Genomic DNA, 14322 nt, shown 5'->3' with positions numbered 1-14322 from the left:
GGTGGGGTCAACTGTCCAGGCCAGTCGGCATGGTTGCCTTTCATCATGCGGTGCCTGGTTCTCGCGCGGGCAGGCCGCGGAGGAGAACGTCGAGGAAGAGCTCGAAGCGAGGCGCGCCGTGGCCGAGGTCGAGTGGATTCTCCTGGGCGGCGAGCCAGCTGACGACCGAGGTGACGAAGATGTACCAGCTCTGTTCGGCCAGGTCGGGGTGGACCCCGGCCTGGGTGAAGGCGGCGATGACCTCGTTCCGTAGCCGTCCGAAGGAGTGGGAGTTGTGGCGGTGCGGTCGCGAGGTGCGGGTGGCGTAGCCGGGCACGGCGAGGAACTGGTCGTGCATGGCCCGGGCGACGTCCGCGAGCCAGGGCCGCCAGTGATCCCCGGGTGGGCCGTCGGCGGGGAGGATGCGCTCGATCATGACTTCGCTGATGAGGTCGAAGAGTTGCTCGCGGTTCTTCACCCAGCGGTAGAGGGCGGAGTGGGACACCGCCAGGCGGGCGGCCAACTCCCGCATCGTCAGGGTGTCGAGGTTCCCGGTCGAGAGTGCGGCGTCGACGATCCGGTCGCGGTTGAGCTGTGCGGGGCGTCCCGGGCGGTTTCGGTCTGTCGCGGCATCATCCATGGTCAGGACTGTACGAGACCATCGAAATGAGGGCCGGCGGCGAGGGCTTCCCGGAGGGGAGGAGCGGTTGCGCCCACGTTTGTGACCACTGGTCACAAACTCTGTTACGCTCGCGACGTGCCCAGAGCCAGACCCGTATTCTTACCGGGGCCATCCGCCGACGAAGGGCGAGCCGGCATGCAAGTCGCCTTCTCCGCACCGGTCTTGGGGCCCCTTGAGGAGAAGCGTGGAACTGCATCAAGTCCCCTCCGTCGGTGGCGGCGCGGCGCCGGCAGGCACGACCTTGCTGCTGAGCGATGACGAGGTGCGCCGGTCCTGCGACATGGCAGCGATCGTCGACGCCATCGAGGCCGCGCTCGGCGACGCTCCCGGGCCGCAGTTGGCGCTACCACCGCGGTCCAACTTGGCGGTCGAGGGCACGTTCTTCCGGGTGATGCCGGCCATCATGACTCGGGCCGGAGTGCTCGGCCTCAAGATGTTCCACGGCTCGTTCGAACGGGGCGTCCGCTACCTCGTGGTCCTCTGCGACATCGAGACCGGCGCGGTCACGAGCATGCTCGACGCCGCCTACTTGACGGCCGCGCGTACCGGGGCCACCTCCGGGGTGGCGACCAGGCACCTGGCCCGGGAGGACGCCACCACCGTCGGCGTCATCGGGGCCGGCGTCGAGGCCGAAACCAACCTGGCGGCCGTGGCCGCCGTACGCAGGATCGAAAGGGCGAAGGTGTTCAGTCCCCGGCCGTTCCGACGGACAGCGTTCGCCGAGCGGATGGGGGCCGCGCTCGACATCGAGGTGGTGCCGGTCGACACCGCCCAGGCAGCGGTCGCCGCGACGGACGTGGTGGTCGCGGCGACCAACACGGGTGCCGGTGGCCCGGTCGCCCTGCGCGGTGAGTGGATCGAACCCGGGCAACACATCGTGTCGATCGGTTCGACGATGCCGTCCCGCCGGGAGATCGACGTCCCCACCTTCACCCGGGCCGACGCCGTTGTCTTCGACGTCCAGGCCGACACCGTCGCCGCGGAATCGGGTGACGTCCTCGCCTGGCGCGAACTCGACGGGCAGGCGGTCGCGGCCGTCCCCACCCTGACCGAACTGTTGCGGGCGGAGGTTCCGGGCCGCCGGCGGGCCGACGACGTCACCGTGTTCAAGTCGATCGGGGCCGCCACCCAGGACCTCGCGGCCGCCGTCGCCGTATGCGAGCGGGCCCGGACCCTCAAGATCGGGACGCCGGTCCGCAGCATCGCGGACCTCAAGACGTTCTGAGGGCCGCGGGGTTGTTCACCGTCCTGGGTGGAAGTGGTGTCTTGGCGCGGGTGCCGTCGTCCGATGCACCGAACCTCCCGATGACCGCGCGACAAACGCCACATGCCTGCGAACGCCACATGCCTGCGAACGCCACAAGCCTGCCAACTCCTCACGCCTGTAGGGGGGGGTGTTGGTCGTGGTCGGTGAGCGGTAGCCCCCCGCCTTCCCCAAGCGCCTGTATCACGCGAGTGGGTTTCATGGGGTACGGCGCGATGCGATGCCGGTGGGGAATCTCTGTTCCAGGTGGGTGGCGGGCCGCCCAGGCACCGTGAAGGGGCACGGGCGGCAGAGCGGGTCGCCCGGCCGTGCCGCCGTTAATGTGCGCCAACTCACCTCCCGAATAAGGGACATGAGAGATTGCGTCATAGCAGCTTGACCGGCTTCACTCATATGCGCGTTAGCCCATTGGAGTGCCTGATCCACCGTATGGAGTGGTCGAAGAGCCGGGTGCGCATAGTTGGAGTCGTCTGATCGCAAGATCCGTTCGTGCCCGGCGGCGTGGATCAACGGCCTGCCGTGGCGTTCAACTCTCTTGAGAGGAACGGGTATTGCGCAGGACGACGAGCGTGGCGAGCAAGGCGAGCAAGGCGCGCAAGTGGTGCGGTGGCAGGCGGGCGGCGCCGGTGGTGGCCGCGGTGCTGGCGGCGCTGGCCGGGCCGGTGGCCGCCGGTGTGGCGCAGGCTGCCCCCGGGCCGGAGGTGTTCAGTTGGGGCGCAGGAGATGCGGGCCAGTTGGGCAGTGGGGGGACCGGCGACCGTTGGTCGCCGGGCCCGGTGGCGGGACTGCACCGCGGAGAGCTGCGCAAGATCTCCGCGGGGGGAACGGGGAGCGGCGAATCGTTCGCCGTGGCGCAGTTGGAGAACGGAACCGTACGTGCCTGGGGCCACGGTACGGAAGGCCAGTTGGGCACCGGAAGCCGTAGTGACCGGGCCACCCCGGACGTGGTGACCGGGCTGCGGGACGTGAACGACGTCGCGGCGGGCGGTGCGCACGCGCTGGCGATCAGCAAGGGTCGGGTGTGGGCCTGGGGTGACAACGGCGTCGGCCAGTTGGGCAACAACCGTGCCGGTGACGACAGTACGGTCCCGGTGCGGGTGCCGAGCATCTCGATGGCGCGGCAGGTGGCCGCCGGGTGCGACTTCAGTCTGGCGCTGATGGAGGACGGCACGGTGTGGTCGTGGGGCAACGGCGCCCGCGGCCAACTCGGGACCGGTGAACGGAAGTCCGAGTCCGTTCCGCAGGAGGTCAAGGGTCTGGAGCACATCGCCGAGATCGCTGCGGGCTGCCATCACGGTGTCGCCCGTACCGAGGACGGCGCCGTCTGGACCTGGGGCGACAACCTCAAGGGACAGCTGGGCGACGGGACCGGCAAGGCCGGCAGTGACGCACCGGTCAAGGCGCGGTGGCTGCGGGACATTCGCAAGATCACCGCGGGTGCGGACCACACCTTCGCGATCCGCAACGACGACACGGTCTACGGGTGGGGGGAGAACCGGGACGGGCAGCTGTTGGAGTCGGACCCGTCCGACAGCACCGGTGTGAGCCACACCAACCGCAACACCCCCGTCGTGATCGACGCGCTCGAAGGAGCCCGTGACCTGGCCGCGGGGCGCGGCCACGACCTGGCCGTCCTCGACGACAAAGTGGTCGCCTGGGGAGCCAACGGCGAAGGCCAACTCGGCGACGGCACCGCCCAGGCCCGCTACGCGCCGGTGACCGCCACCCATGGGGACTTCCACCATGTCGCCGCGTCCCTGGCCGGCAATTCGAGCTACGCGTACTGACTTCTCCTCCTGCCATGTGCGCAGGACCTCACCCCCTCTCGTACGGCGTTGGAGCCTGGCTCTGCGCCACCACCTGTGAAAGGCGTGCCTGAATGCAGGTAATGCAGAAAGCCCGACGTACCCGGCGGCGGCTGCGCGGTGTGTGCGGTGTGGTCACCGCCGCCGCGGCGCTCGCCGCGATCGCCGGGTCGGCCGCACCGGCCGCGGCCGGTACCGCGTCGCCCGACCCCTGGGTCTACAGCTGGGGCCAGAACGCCTCGGGTGAACTCGGCAACGGTTCCGTCGTGGCCCAACAGACACCCGGACCCGTTCAGGGACTGGCGCGCGAGGACGTGAAGTCGCTGGAGGCCGGTGGGGCCACGACCACCGGCCCGTTCGCCGTGGCGTTGCTGAAGAACGGGACGGTCAAGTCCTGGGGCAACAACACCTACGGCCAACTCGGCAATGGAACTACCACGGCCCGCTCCTTCCCCGCCGCCGTCGCGGGACTGGACGGCATTCGGTCGATCGCCGTGGGTTGCTACCACGCCCTGGCCTTGAAGAACGGGCGGGTGATGGCCTGGGGTTACAACGAGTTCGGCCAGTTGGGCGATGGTACGAACAGCGCGAAGAACACCGGGGTTGCGAGGCCGGTCCCGGTGCAGGGCCTGGACAAGGTCAAGGCCATCGCAGCCGGCTGCCACTATAGTCTGGCGCTCCGTCAGGACGGCACTGTCTGGACATGGGGCAACAACAGTTACGGTCAGCTGGGCAACGGCACCACCACCGACCGCAACACCCCACAGCAGGTACCCGGACTGCAGGGAGTGACGGCACTCGCCGCGGGAGGGTTCCACGCGAGCGCTATCACCGGCGACCACAAGGTCAAGAGCTGGGGCTACAACGCCCACGGTGAACTGGGCAACGACAGTACTACCAATGCCAGTTCACCGGTCGACGTGCAGCACCTCGAAGACGTGGCGAAGATCTACGGCGGCCCCCACGGCAACTTCGCGGTCCTTGAGGACGGCAGCGTCAAAGCATGGGGCCGCAACAACCTCGGGCAGCTCGGTGACGGCAGCAAGACCAACCGGACCACCCCCGTCTCCATCGACGGGCTGACCGGCGTTCGAGAACTGGCCCCCGGACGCGACCACACCCTCGCCCTCCGCGACGATCAATCCGTAATCGGCTGGGGCTCGAACGCCAGCGGCGAATTGGGCGACGGCAACGCCGTGACCACGGACCGAGCCCAACAGCCGGTCACCGTCCTGCCCGCGCACAGCGGCGCGAACCACCTGGCCGTGGGCCGCAACGCCTCCTTCAGCTTCGCGTACTGAGCAAACGGGCACGGCGACGCCCAGGGCCACTCCCGCCGCCGCCGTGCCCACCACCGCTCCATCGATCCCCCTTCGAAAGGAACAACCAATGAACCTCCGTACCACCCGCACCCGCACCGCGCTCGCCCTCACCGCCGCCGTCTGCGCAGCCATCCTCTACGGTGCGACGAGCGCCACCGCGGCCACCCTCCCGGCGCCGCGTACCGTCTCCGCGCCGGCGGTGGTGGCCGACCCCCAGCCGCAGTGCGAGGAGGGCGACAAGAAGTGCGAGGAGGAGAACAAGCGGGAGCAGGAGGAGCAGCAGGTCGACTCCGGGCGGGACCAGGTGGGCAAGGACTCCGCGGCGGCCAAGGAGGACATCTCCAAGGCCAAGGACCAGGTGGCGGAGTGCAAGCCGGATTCCAAGGAGTGCATGGGCAAGCTCGTCGGTGACGGAGCGGAGCAGAAGCAGGGGATGACGGACACCCAGCAGAAGTTGAACGACTTCCACCCCGAGGTGCAGAACGACGCGGGCGCCGCGGTGGGCAGCACCTGCGACAACTTCGCGAGCATGTTGCCGGGGGCGACGCTGGAGCACCACGAGGGCGAGGAGTCCCTCACCGACATGTGCGAGGCGATGGCCAAGTGAGCGCCCGCACCGTGTCCCGTTCCCCTTTTTCTTCTCGTGGCCGTCGGGCCCGCGTCCTGCCGGTGACCGCTTTGGCACTGGCCGTGCTCCTGCCGGCCGCCGGTTCGGTGGCCGCTCAGCCGCTGCCCCAGCCCCAGGCCGGCCAGTCGGCCGCCGGCGCCGCCGAGCACGATCAGGACTCCTCCGGCACGGCCCTTGGGGACCGTCCCGCCATTCCCCAGGCACGGGCCTACGACAAGAACAACAAGCCCATGGCGTCGGTGGCCCCGGTGCTGCGCTACTGCAACAAGAACCCCAAGGGCTGCAACTTCAAGATGACCCGGGCCCTGCCCCTGCAGTTCACCAGCGTGGTGAAGTCCCTGGGCAACGCGGTCATCAACTGCACCAACAAGGACATCAAGGTCGACCGCACCGTCCAGCTACAGACCGGTAGCCAGGACAACCTCGGCGGCGAGATCACCGGTTCCATCGCCTTGGAAGGCACCATCAACGCCAACGGGGAAGTATCGGCCGGTGTCAACGGCGAAGGCAGCGTGAACGCCAAAACGCCCAACATGAAGGAAGGACCGATGTCCGAGGCTGGTGCCAAGGTGGGCGCCAACGCCAGCGGCAAGGTCGGTGCCTCCGTGGGCCTCAAGGCCACCTTCTCCGGTGCGTTCAAGGCCCACTACCAGCGCAGCTGGACCACCACGCACACCGAGTCCACCGTCTACCACATGGAAGTCAAAAACGGAGACACCCTGATCTTCGCCGCCGAGGCGGCCATGGAGCGCATCTCCGGCGTCCTGACCACCAACAACGGCCAGCGGATCAGCAACGTGGTGGTGGACGCCCCGTCCTCGGTCAACTCCAGCTCCTTCATCGCCCGGACCGACACCACACCCGCCGGCGTCTGCAACCGGCTCCGCCCGTGACCCGCGCCGTCGCCCCAGGCACCGGCCGCGCCACCCAGGCCCCCCGAACCGTCGACGGCCTGACCCCGCTCCCCGCCGACCTCGTACGAAAGGCCCGCAAGAGCCCGTGATCCGAACCGGTCGAACCCACCACCGGCCCAGTCCGGCACGCACCGCCACCGCCCTCGTTACCCTCGCGGGCACCCTGCTGACCGGCCCGGCCCTCGCACCACCGGCATCGGCCGACCCCGCGTCCCGCCAAGTCCCGGTGATCAACGGCGACTTCGCCGCCCCGAACTTCACCGCCAGTGGCAGCGGCGACAAACTGACCGGCTGGACCGTGCAGTACCCGTTCCGCCTGCTGCCCGCCGACGCCAAGCACCCCGAAGGGCTCCCGGCCCTGCTGCTGCGCAACAAGCGCACCACAGACCAGAGCGTGAGCCAACGCCTGCGCGGCGTGCGGGCCGGTGCGCAGGTGACCGTCACGTTCGACGACAGCACCGGCGGTCTCAGGAGCGCCTGTTCCAAGGACCAGATCGCAGGCGGTCAGCCGTACACCCTACACGGCTCCGGCGGCACCCGGCAGACCTTCACCACCGACCCAGGCAGCACCGACTGGCACCGCGACCGCACCTACACCTTCACCGCCGGCGAGAACGAACCGCTGATCACCTTCGCCTCCGCGCAGACGAAGGGGACTTGGGACTGCGGCCCGCTCCTCGCCAAGGTCCGCGCCACCGACGTACCGCCCCCGGTCGACAAGACCATCGGCAAGACCGCCTTGCCCGCACCGGAAGCCTTCGAGGGCAACGAGCGCATCGACGCCAGAAAAGCCGCCGACCACTGCGCCAACAGCCGCAACACGTGCACCTTCACGGTCGACGAGCCCTACTCCTACACCTACTACGACAAGGCCCGGGTCGTCGGCGAGGCGTACCTGAACTGCAGTCGCAACACCCTCAACCACGACCGCCCGGTCGGCTTCATCGGTCGTGCCTACGACAACTTGAGCGAGAGCGCCGACATCGACCGGCTGCCCAACCCCAAGGACAACCTCCACCAGCAGTTCACCAAGGGCTTCGCCAAGAGCTCACCGGAGCCGTGGCGTTGGGACACCGCCACCGACCGCAAGATCCACGAGACCATCGAGGCCGGTGAGGTGTCCTGGATCGAGAGCCAGGCCGGCCGCCAGCGCGTCGACGGCTGGTTCGTCGACGAAGGCGAAGCCCCGGACAAGCAGATCCGTCTGCATGTCGTCGCCGACGGCCCGTCACCTCTGGTGCCCGACCGCATCTACCAGCGCACCGGCCCCTTCACCGCCGCAGAGAAGAGCCGCTGCCGCTCCGACCGGCCGACCGCTCCCACTCCCGTGGACGCGGGCGCACCGGCAACCGGTACCGACCGGTAGGGCAAGGGGACGAGCGGACGCCCTGACCACAGACGACCACGGGTGAGGGGCCGGGCTGCCGGCCCCTCACCTCTGCATGCGGCGGTCCGATGGATCACTTCACCGTGGCAACGGCCCCTGGGGCCTGCGGCCCGTCGCGATAGGAGAACCAGGGCAGGAAGAGCTGTGTGACCGAGCCGACGGTGAGTGCGTACAGCGCGGTGCCGACGCGCAAGCTCCCGCCGAGTAGCCACCCCACGGTCAGCACGGATATTTCGATCAAGGTACGGATGAGGCGGATGGAGCGCCCGGTGGTGGCTGACGCGCCGGTCATCGGGGTGTGACCGAGATGCGCGTCAAAGGGGTAACGAGATGATCTTGAGCGTTTAGGTCGTCTGCTCGTCGTGCTCGCGCAGCATCCTCATGACGGTGGCGGGCGAGGGGTGCTGCCCCTTCTTCGCGCCGGTGGTGATGACGAGGCGCTTGGCGATGTCGCGCAGGCTCATCTCCTGGTCGCGCAGGTGCAGCGCCATGGACAGCATGTCGTCGTCGGTGACCCCGGCGCCGCCGATGGTCTTGCCACGCTTCCGCGCGGACTCGTGGCCTTCGAGGGTGCGGTCGCGGATGTACTCGCGCTCCATGCCGGACATGGCCGCGAGCACGGTGAACACGATGCCGGACGGGTCGTGTGAGCCCTTCAGTTCTCCGGTGAGGAACGCCAGGCCGACGTCGCTCGCCTTCAGCTCCTCGGCGAGCATGGCGAGTTCGATGCCGCGGCCGAGCCGCTTGTGCTCGTGCACGACGAGGGTGACGGCGACACCGGAGGAGCGGATCTCCCCGGCGAGCTTCACGGCGGCCTCCAGCTCGGGGCGCTTGGTGGCGCGGGTGGAGATCTTCTCCGAGAAGACCCGGGTGACCCCGGCCTCGCCGAGCGAGTCGAGCTGTGCGTCCAGGGACTGCCGGGCGGTCGAGGCGCGGGCGTAGCCGAGGCGGACGTGTCCGACCGGTTCGGCGCCGGCGCTCACCGGTCGGGGCAGCTCGGTCCACGCCGAGCCCGGCTTGCGTACGGCGGGAGTCGGCACGCTCAGGGCCTTGGCGAGTTGGGGCACGAGGCGGAAGCGGGCGGTGTGGTACTGGATTGCCACCCTGCCCTTCCCGGTCCGGCACGGGGAGCCCGCCGGGGCGGCGCAGGTGGACATCGGGCAGTCGTGCGATTCCACACGCTTGAAGTCGTCGCTCACGACCCCGGACTGTTTCATGAGCGACCACCTATGAAACACCGATGTCCGGCCCGTCGGCGGAACCGAGGATGCCTTCCGTCGTTGAACTGATCACGGCGGCGACTCATCTGCGGGCTTGCGACGTTCCCGAGCTCCGCCAAGTGGGTCGGCGCCCCCTCGTCACTCCCGAAGGTTGCGTGGAGGCCCCGATCTTGGGCAGAGAGCGCGTCGTCGGCGTCCTGCGGCGTTGAAGGAAGGCACGGGAACGGAACACGCCAGAAATGTGCCGGAGTGACCGGTAAGTGCTGGTCAGCGGGTGGCCGAGCTTGGACTGACCAGATCCTCCGTCACGGGCAGGCACTCGGCGAGCAGGTCGACGACGTCGCGCCAGGCTCGCTGTGCGTGCTGTGGGTGGTAGCCGACGCCGGGACGCACGGTGTGGTCGACCGTCGGGTGGTGGAAGGCGTGCAAGGCGCCGCCGTAGACCACGAGGCGCCAGTCGACGCCCGCGGCCTGCATCTCTTCGGTGAACGCGACCCGTTGCGCGGGCGGCATGATCGGGTCTTCCGACCCGACCCCGGCCCACACCGGGCAGCGAATGCGCGCGGCCTCGCCCGGTCGGCCCGTGGTCAGCGCGTTGACTGTCCCGATCGCGCGCAGGTTGACGCCGTCGCGCCCGAGTTCCAGCCCGACGGCGCCCCCGGTGCCGTAGCCGACAGCGGCGATCCGGTCGGGGTCGGTCCGCGGTTCGGCGCGCAACACGTCGAGCGCCGCATGACCGATGCCCCGCATCCGGTCGGGGTTGGCGAGCAGCGGCATGCAACGGGCCAGCATCTCCTCGGGGTCACCCAAATAGCGCCCGCCGTGAAGGTCGAAGGCCAGCACTACGTATCCCAGCTCGGCGAGAGCATCGGCCCGGCGGCGCTCGACGTCGCTGAGCCCCGTGCCCTCTGGCCCGAGCAGCACCGCGGGCCGGCGGTCGACACCGGCCGGGAGTGCGAGGTGCCCGATCATCGTCAGACCGTCGGCCGGGTACTCGACCGTGCGCGTTGTAATCGTCGTCATGAGACTGGACTGTAGTGATCGTCGAGCCCGGTCCAGCCGGTGTTCTGCCGCTGGCAGAACAGCCCGGGTATCCCAAATACGGCGAGGGCTCAGAAGAATCGTCACAAACCCCGTCCCCACGGCAGCGCTATCGGATCACCTGCCCAGGCCACGGTGTTGGAGGCTGACCCTCGCAGCAGGATTCTGGGGTATACCGGCCCGCTCCCGTGAAGGGCGTCACCAGCTAGTTCACCTCACGGTTCAGGCGGCTTGGCCGAGACCGGCGGCAGTCAGGTCCTGCTCGCGCAGCGGGGTGAAGTCGACGCCGAGCTTCGGGTCGTACGCTTCGGGCTGGATGCCGAGTTCATAGGTGCTGTACTCGCCGAAGCGGTTGATGTGTTCGGTCAGGTACGGCGAGATGTGCGCCAGATCCTCCGGGGCGATCTCCCATCCCTCCTCCAGCAACTGCCGCACGATCTCCGCGATGTCCAGGCGTTGTGGAAGATCACCGCGTTCGTGAGCAGCGCGTTGAACTTCATCGCCTTCTCCTGCTCGATCGGGTCGTTGTCCGCGATGACGCCGCGATTGCCGAAGCCGATCCACTGGGAGAACCGGTTGAACGACTCCACCTTGTTCGTCGCCGCGGTCACCCACCGGCGAAGCGGCGCATCCGACAGATACCGAAGGAGCTGCACGGTGCGGATCACGCGGCCGACCTCGCGAAAGGCGGCGTAGGTGGCGTTCTTCCGGGACCCGGAGCGCAGGCGCTTGAGCAGTGTGGAGGAGGAGATGGTGCCCTCGCGTACGGAGACGGCCACGCGCATCAGGTGGCGGAACTGGGTCTCGATCAGGCCGAAGTCGATGACGTTCTTGCCAGGCTCGCCAAACAGGGCGTCGATGTGGACGTACTCGGTCTGCTTGGAGGGCCGGTAGAAGGTCAGCTCCTTCCAGTTCCTGATCCTGGGCATCAGGTCGAAGCCCAGCAGGTGGGCGAGCGCGAAGACAGGGAAGCTCTGGCCCTGCGTATCGGCGTGCACCGTGGTCGGCTGCACCTCGCTCGTGTTCTTGAGCAGGCCCTCGATGATGTAGACGGCCTCCCACACGCCGCACGGGATGAAGTGCGTGAACAGCGCGATCAGGACCCGTTGACGCAGGTCTACTCGTACGAGCAGCTGTCCGAGGTGGTGGCGGCGGCCCGGCGCGGCGGGACCGGGGTGCTGTGCCACAGCTACAGCGAGCGCGGCTGTGACGACGCGGTGCGGGCGGGGATCCGGTCCCTGGAGCACGGCGTGTTCGTCGGTGAGCGCACCCTGCACGACATGCGACGCAGGGGGACGTACTTCACCCCGACGCTGACGGCCATCGCCGGTCTCGTCGACGAGACCGACCCGGTGCTCGCCGAACGCGGACGCGCGTACCTGCCGGTCCTCAAGGAAGCGGTGCGTACCGCGCACGAGCTGGGCGTTCCGCTGGCGGCCGGCACGGATTCCTCCGGTGGCGCGGTCGAACCGATCGGTCGGGAAGTGGAGTTGATGCACGCGGCGGGCCTGTCGGCGCTCGACGCGATCCGCACCGCTACCACACAGGCGGCCCGGCTCCTCGGTCTGGAACGGACGGCGGGGCGTCTCGCACGCGGCTTCGCGGGAGACGTGCTCGTCGTGGACGGCGATCCGCTCGCCGATGTGTCCGTGCTCAAGAAGCCGTACCGCGTGGTGCGTGCCGGGCTGCCGCTCTAGGAACGGATGGCCATGGCCAAGAGTGCCCGCCCGACATCACCACCCCGTATCCCCACGCAGCAGCCCGCGCCGCTCCCGCACCCGCGGCGGTGGTGGGCGCTGTGCGTGCTTGGCCTGGCCCAGTTGATGATCCTGCTGGACAGCACCATCGTGAGCGTGGCGATGCCGTCGCTCCAGGCCGAACTGCGGATGGCCGACGGCGACCGCCCGTGGGTGGTCACCGCCTACACCGTCGCCTTCGGCGGACTGCTGCTGCTCGCCGGGCGCATCGCCGACCACGCCGGCCGCACCCGGGTGTTCGTGTCCGGGCTGGTCGGCTTCGCCGTGGCCTCCGCGGCCGCGGGCGCGGCCCCCACGGCCCAGGCACTGTTCGCCGCGCGTGCCGTGCAGGGTGCGTTCGCCGCGCTGCTGGCCGCTTCGGCGCTCGCGCTGGTCGCCACGAGCTTCCCCGACCCGGGCGAACGCCGCCGGGCCATAGCCGTCTTCGGGGCGCTGGGCGGCGCCGGAGCGTCGTTGGGTGTCGTCCTCGGCGGGCTGCTCACCCAAGGGTTCGGATGGCGCTGGTGCCTGCTGGTCAACGTGCCCATCGCATGCGTCGCACTGCTCGGTGCGGCCTGGATGCCGCGCGACCGCTCGCCGCGCGTCGACGGCCGGATCGACGTCAGCGGGGCCGTCCTGGGCTGCGGCGGGTTGACGGTGCTGGTCTATGGCTGCAGTCGGGCCGAGGCGGACGGCTGGGCGGCTCGGTCCGTGCTGGGGGCGTTGCTCGGCGGCGCCGCACTGCTCGTGGCGTTCGGCGTGCGGCAGACCCGCGCCGCGGTGCCCCTGCTGCCACCGACGCTGGTACGGGACCGCGGCCGGGTCGCGGCGCTGCTGGCCGGGGGCGCCCTGATGATGTCGCAGCTGTCCGTCTCGCTGTTCCTCACGTACTACCTGCAGACGGTGCTGGGCTGGTCCGCCCTGGCCGCCGGCCTCGGCTTCCTGCCGATCAGCGTCGTGACGACGGCAACGGCCACCCAACTCGGCACCCGTCTGCTGCCCCGCTTCGGGCCGCGCGTGATGATGACGGCGGGCCTGTGCGTCTCGGCCTGCGGACTGTTCCAGCTCACCCTCCTGGGGCCGGAATCCGCGTACCCGACGAGCGTCCTCCCCGCGCTGGCCACCTTCTCCGTCGGGCTGGGCGGAAGCTTCCTGGCCATCATGAACGCCGCCACCTCCGGCGTGCCCGCACAGGACGCCGGGATCGCCTCCGCGGTCGTCAACTCGGTTCAGCAGGTGGGTGGTTCCATCGGTTCGGCGGTCTTCAACACCGTCGCCGCCAGCGTGGCCGCAGCCTTTCACGGCAGCACGCGGGCGGCCACGCTGCACGGGTTCACCGTCGCCGTTCGCTACCCCTTGGGCGTCCTGCTGCTCGCGGCGGTCGCCACGGCCGCGCTCGCCCGCCCGCAACGGCGTGCGCCGGACGCGGTACGGGCCGGTGAGAGAATGGGGCCATGACAGCGTCTGGAGGGTTCGAGCCCGAGTCGGAGCGGGTCACCCGACAGTTGCGCGACGAGATCATCGACGGTGCCCGCCCGCCGGGCAGCAGGCTGGTCGAACGCGAACTCGCCGCGGAGCTCGGGGTGAGCCGGCTGCCGATCCGGGACGCCCTGAAGGCGCTGGTGACCGAGGGTCTGGTGACGCCGCGCCCGCGGACGTGGGCCGTGGTGCGGGAATTCACGCCGACCGACCTCGCCGACCTCGACGAGGTGCGGTCGGCCCTGGAGACGTTGGCGTTCCGGCTCGCCGCCCAACGGCGCACCCGTGCCGGGTTGGCGAGGCTCCGCGCCGACCTCGACGCCGAGCTCACGGCAGCACACCAGGGAGACGCCGTAAGGGCCCGGCGGGCGGCGGCCGACTTCCACGAGACGGTGATCTCGCTGGCCGACAACGAGCTGCTGAACGAGCTCGGACGCACCCTGCGCAGCCGGATGCGCTGGCTCCTGGCGCAGCACGACGACCTGACGGCCATGGCGAAGGAACACGAAGAGCTCTACCACGCCCTGGCCGATCGGGACGTGGCACGGGTCGAAGAGCTGGTCGTGAAGCACTTGGAGAGTGGTCGCAGCGCGGCCGCCGCCCGCCGCGAACAGCGCCAGGACTGACCGGGGCAGACCCCCGCCCGGACGCCCACCGAGCCGTACGGACACGGCGAATTCCGCATCTTCCCCAGGGGCGCCGAGCCCGACCCGGCAGATGACGATCGGGTCGCGCGCTCCCGCCACTGTTGGAAGGCGGCCAAGAGCCACCCGCGGCCGGGGCCGTGGTGGTGCGCTCCGGCGGTGAGTTGCCCGAGAGCCACCCGCGGCCGGGCCGGGGTGGAGGGGGTGCCGGTCGAGGCCAG

General features: G+C 69.7%; 13 protein-coding genes and 1 pseudogene. 9 read left to right on the top strand and 5 right to left on the bottom strand.

Annotated elements, in window-relative coordinates; all coding sequences use genetic code 11:
- Nucleotides 1-43: 43 nt before the first annotated feature.
- Nucleotides 44-619: a TetR/AcrR family transcriptional regulator gene (locus ACO0M4_RS31620; protein ID WP_430374499.1), complete on the bottom strand. Its 576-nt coding sequence runs from the start codon at nucleotides 617-619 to the stop codon at nucleotides 44-46.
- Between the two features lie 226 nt (nucleotides 620-845).
- Between ACO0M4_RS31620 and ACO0M4_RS31615 the strand changes: the two genes are divergently transcribed.
- The 6 genes from ACO0M4_RS31615 (at nucleotide 846) to ACO0M4_RS31590 (ending at nucleotide 7960) form a co-directional block, all read left to right on the top strand.
- Nucleotides 846-1886 (top strand): ornithine cyclodeaminase family protein, encoded by a 1041-nt coding sequence (locus tag ACO0M4_RS31615; RefSeq protein ID WP_430374498.1) that lies wholly within the window; start codon nucleotides 846-848, stop codon nucleotides 1884-1886.
- 608 nt (nucleotides 1887-2494) lie between these two features.
- On the top strand, nucleotides 2495-3712 hold the full coding sequence (locus ACO0M4_RS31610; protein WP_430374497.1) for an RCC1 domain-containing protein: 1218 nt from the start codon (nucleotides 2495-2497) through the stop codon (nucleotides 3710-3712).
- Between the two features lie 101 nt (nucleotides 3713-3813).
- A complete protein-coding gene (locus ACO0M4_RS31605) occupies nucleotides 3814-5031 on the top strand; it encodes an RCC1 domain-containing protein (RefSeq protein WP_430374496.1) in 1218 nt (405 codons plus the stop codon).
- Nucleotides 5032-5119: 88 nt separating this feature from the next.
- Nucleotides 5120-5659, top strand: coding sequence for a hypothetical protein (locus ACO0M4_RS31600; protein ID WP_430374495.1), 540 nt, complete (start codon nucleotides 5120-5122; stop codon nucleotides 5657-5659).
- 62 nt (nucleotides 5660-5721) lie between these two features.
- Nucleotides 5722-6573, top strand: coding sequence for a hypothetical protein (locus tag ACO0M4_RS31595; RefSeq protein WP_430374494.1), 852 nt, complete (start codon nucleotides 5722-5724; stop codon nucleotides 6571-6573).
- Between the two features lie 106 nt (nucleotides 6574-6679).
- On the top strand, nucleotides 6680-7960 hold the full coding sequence (locus ACO0M4_RS31590) for a hypothetical protein (RefSeq protein ID WP_430374493.1): 1281 nt from the start codon (nucleotides 6680-6682) through the stop codon (nucleotides 7958-7960).
- Between the two features lie 94 nt (nucleotides 7961-8054).
- Here ACO0M4_RS31590 and ACO0M4_RS31585 read toward each other — a convergent pair whose 3' ends face one another.
- The 4 genes and pseudogenes from ACO0M4_RS31585 to ACO0M4_RS31570 all read right to left on the bottom strand — a co-directional run bounded on the left by ACO0M4_RS31585 (nucleotide 8055) and on the right by ACO0M4_RS31570 (nucleotide 11306).
- Nucleotides 8055-8273 carry a hypothetical protein gene (locus ACO0M4_RS31585; RefSeq protein WP_430374492.1) on the bottom strand — a complete coding sequence of 73 codons (219 nt, stop codon included), beginning with the start codon at nucleotides 8271-8273 and terminating at the stop codon, nucleotides 8055-8057.
- A 52-nt stretch (nucleotides 8274-8325) separates the two neighbouring features.
- A complete protein-coding gene (locus ACO0M4_RS31580) occupies nucleotides 8326-9198 on the bottom strand; it encodes a recombinase family protein (RefSeq protein ID WP_430374491.1) in 873 nt (290 codons plus the stop codon).
- Between the two features lie 270 nt (nucleotides 9199-9468).
- On the bottom strand, nucleotides 9469-10224 hold the full coding sequence (locus ACO0M4_RS31575; RefSeq protein ID WP_430374490.1) for a dienelactone hydrolase family protein: 756 nt from the start codon (nucleotides 10222-10224) through the stop codon (nucleotides 9469-9471).
- 240 nt (nucleotides 10225-10464) lie between these two features.
- Nucleotides 10465-11306 (bottom strand): annotated as a pseudogene (locus ACO0M4_RS31570) (Tn3 family transposase).
- Here ACO0M4_RS31570 and ACO0M4_RS31565 point away from each other — a divergent pair.
- Genes ACO0M4_RS31565 through ACO0M4_RS31555 form a run of 3 tightly spaced genes read left to right on the top strand, consistent with a single transcriptional unit; the run spans nucleotide 11190 to nucleotide 14083 of the window.
- Entirely contained in the window at nucleotides 11190-11939 is a 750-nt protein-coding gene (locus ACO0M4_RS31565; protein WP_430374489.1) for an amidohydrolase family protein, read from the top strand. The pseudogene ACO0M4_RS31570 and the gene ACO0M4_RS31565 sit on opposite strands and share 117 nt — an antisense overlap.
- Before the next feature lie 12 nt (nucleotides 11940-11951).
- Entirely contained in the window at nucleotides 11952-13436 is a 1485-nt protein-coding gene (locus tag ACO0M4_RS31560; protein WP_430374488.1) for an MFS transporter, read from the top strand.
- Nucleotides 13433-14083, top strand: a complete 651-nt coding sequence (locus ACO0M4_RS31555) for a GntR family transcriptional regulator (RefSeq protein WP_430374487.1) — start codon at nucleotides 13433-13435, stop codon at nucleotides 14081-14083. The genes ACO0M4_RS31560 and ACO0M4_RS31555 overlap by 4 nt, the downstream gene beginning before the upstream one ends.
- Nucleotides 14084-14322: the final 239 nt, after the last annotated feature.

The sequence above is a fragment of the Streptomyces sp. RGM 3693 genome (assembly GCF_050471125.1).
Taxonomy (GTDB): domain Bacteria; phylum Actinomycetota; class Actinomycetes; order Streptomycetales; family Streptomycetaceae; genus Streptomyces.
This window is presented reverse-complemented; position numbering and strand designations above follow the sequence as displayed.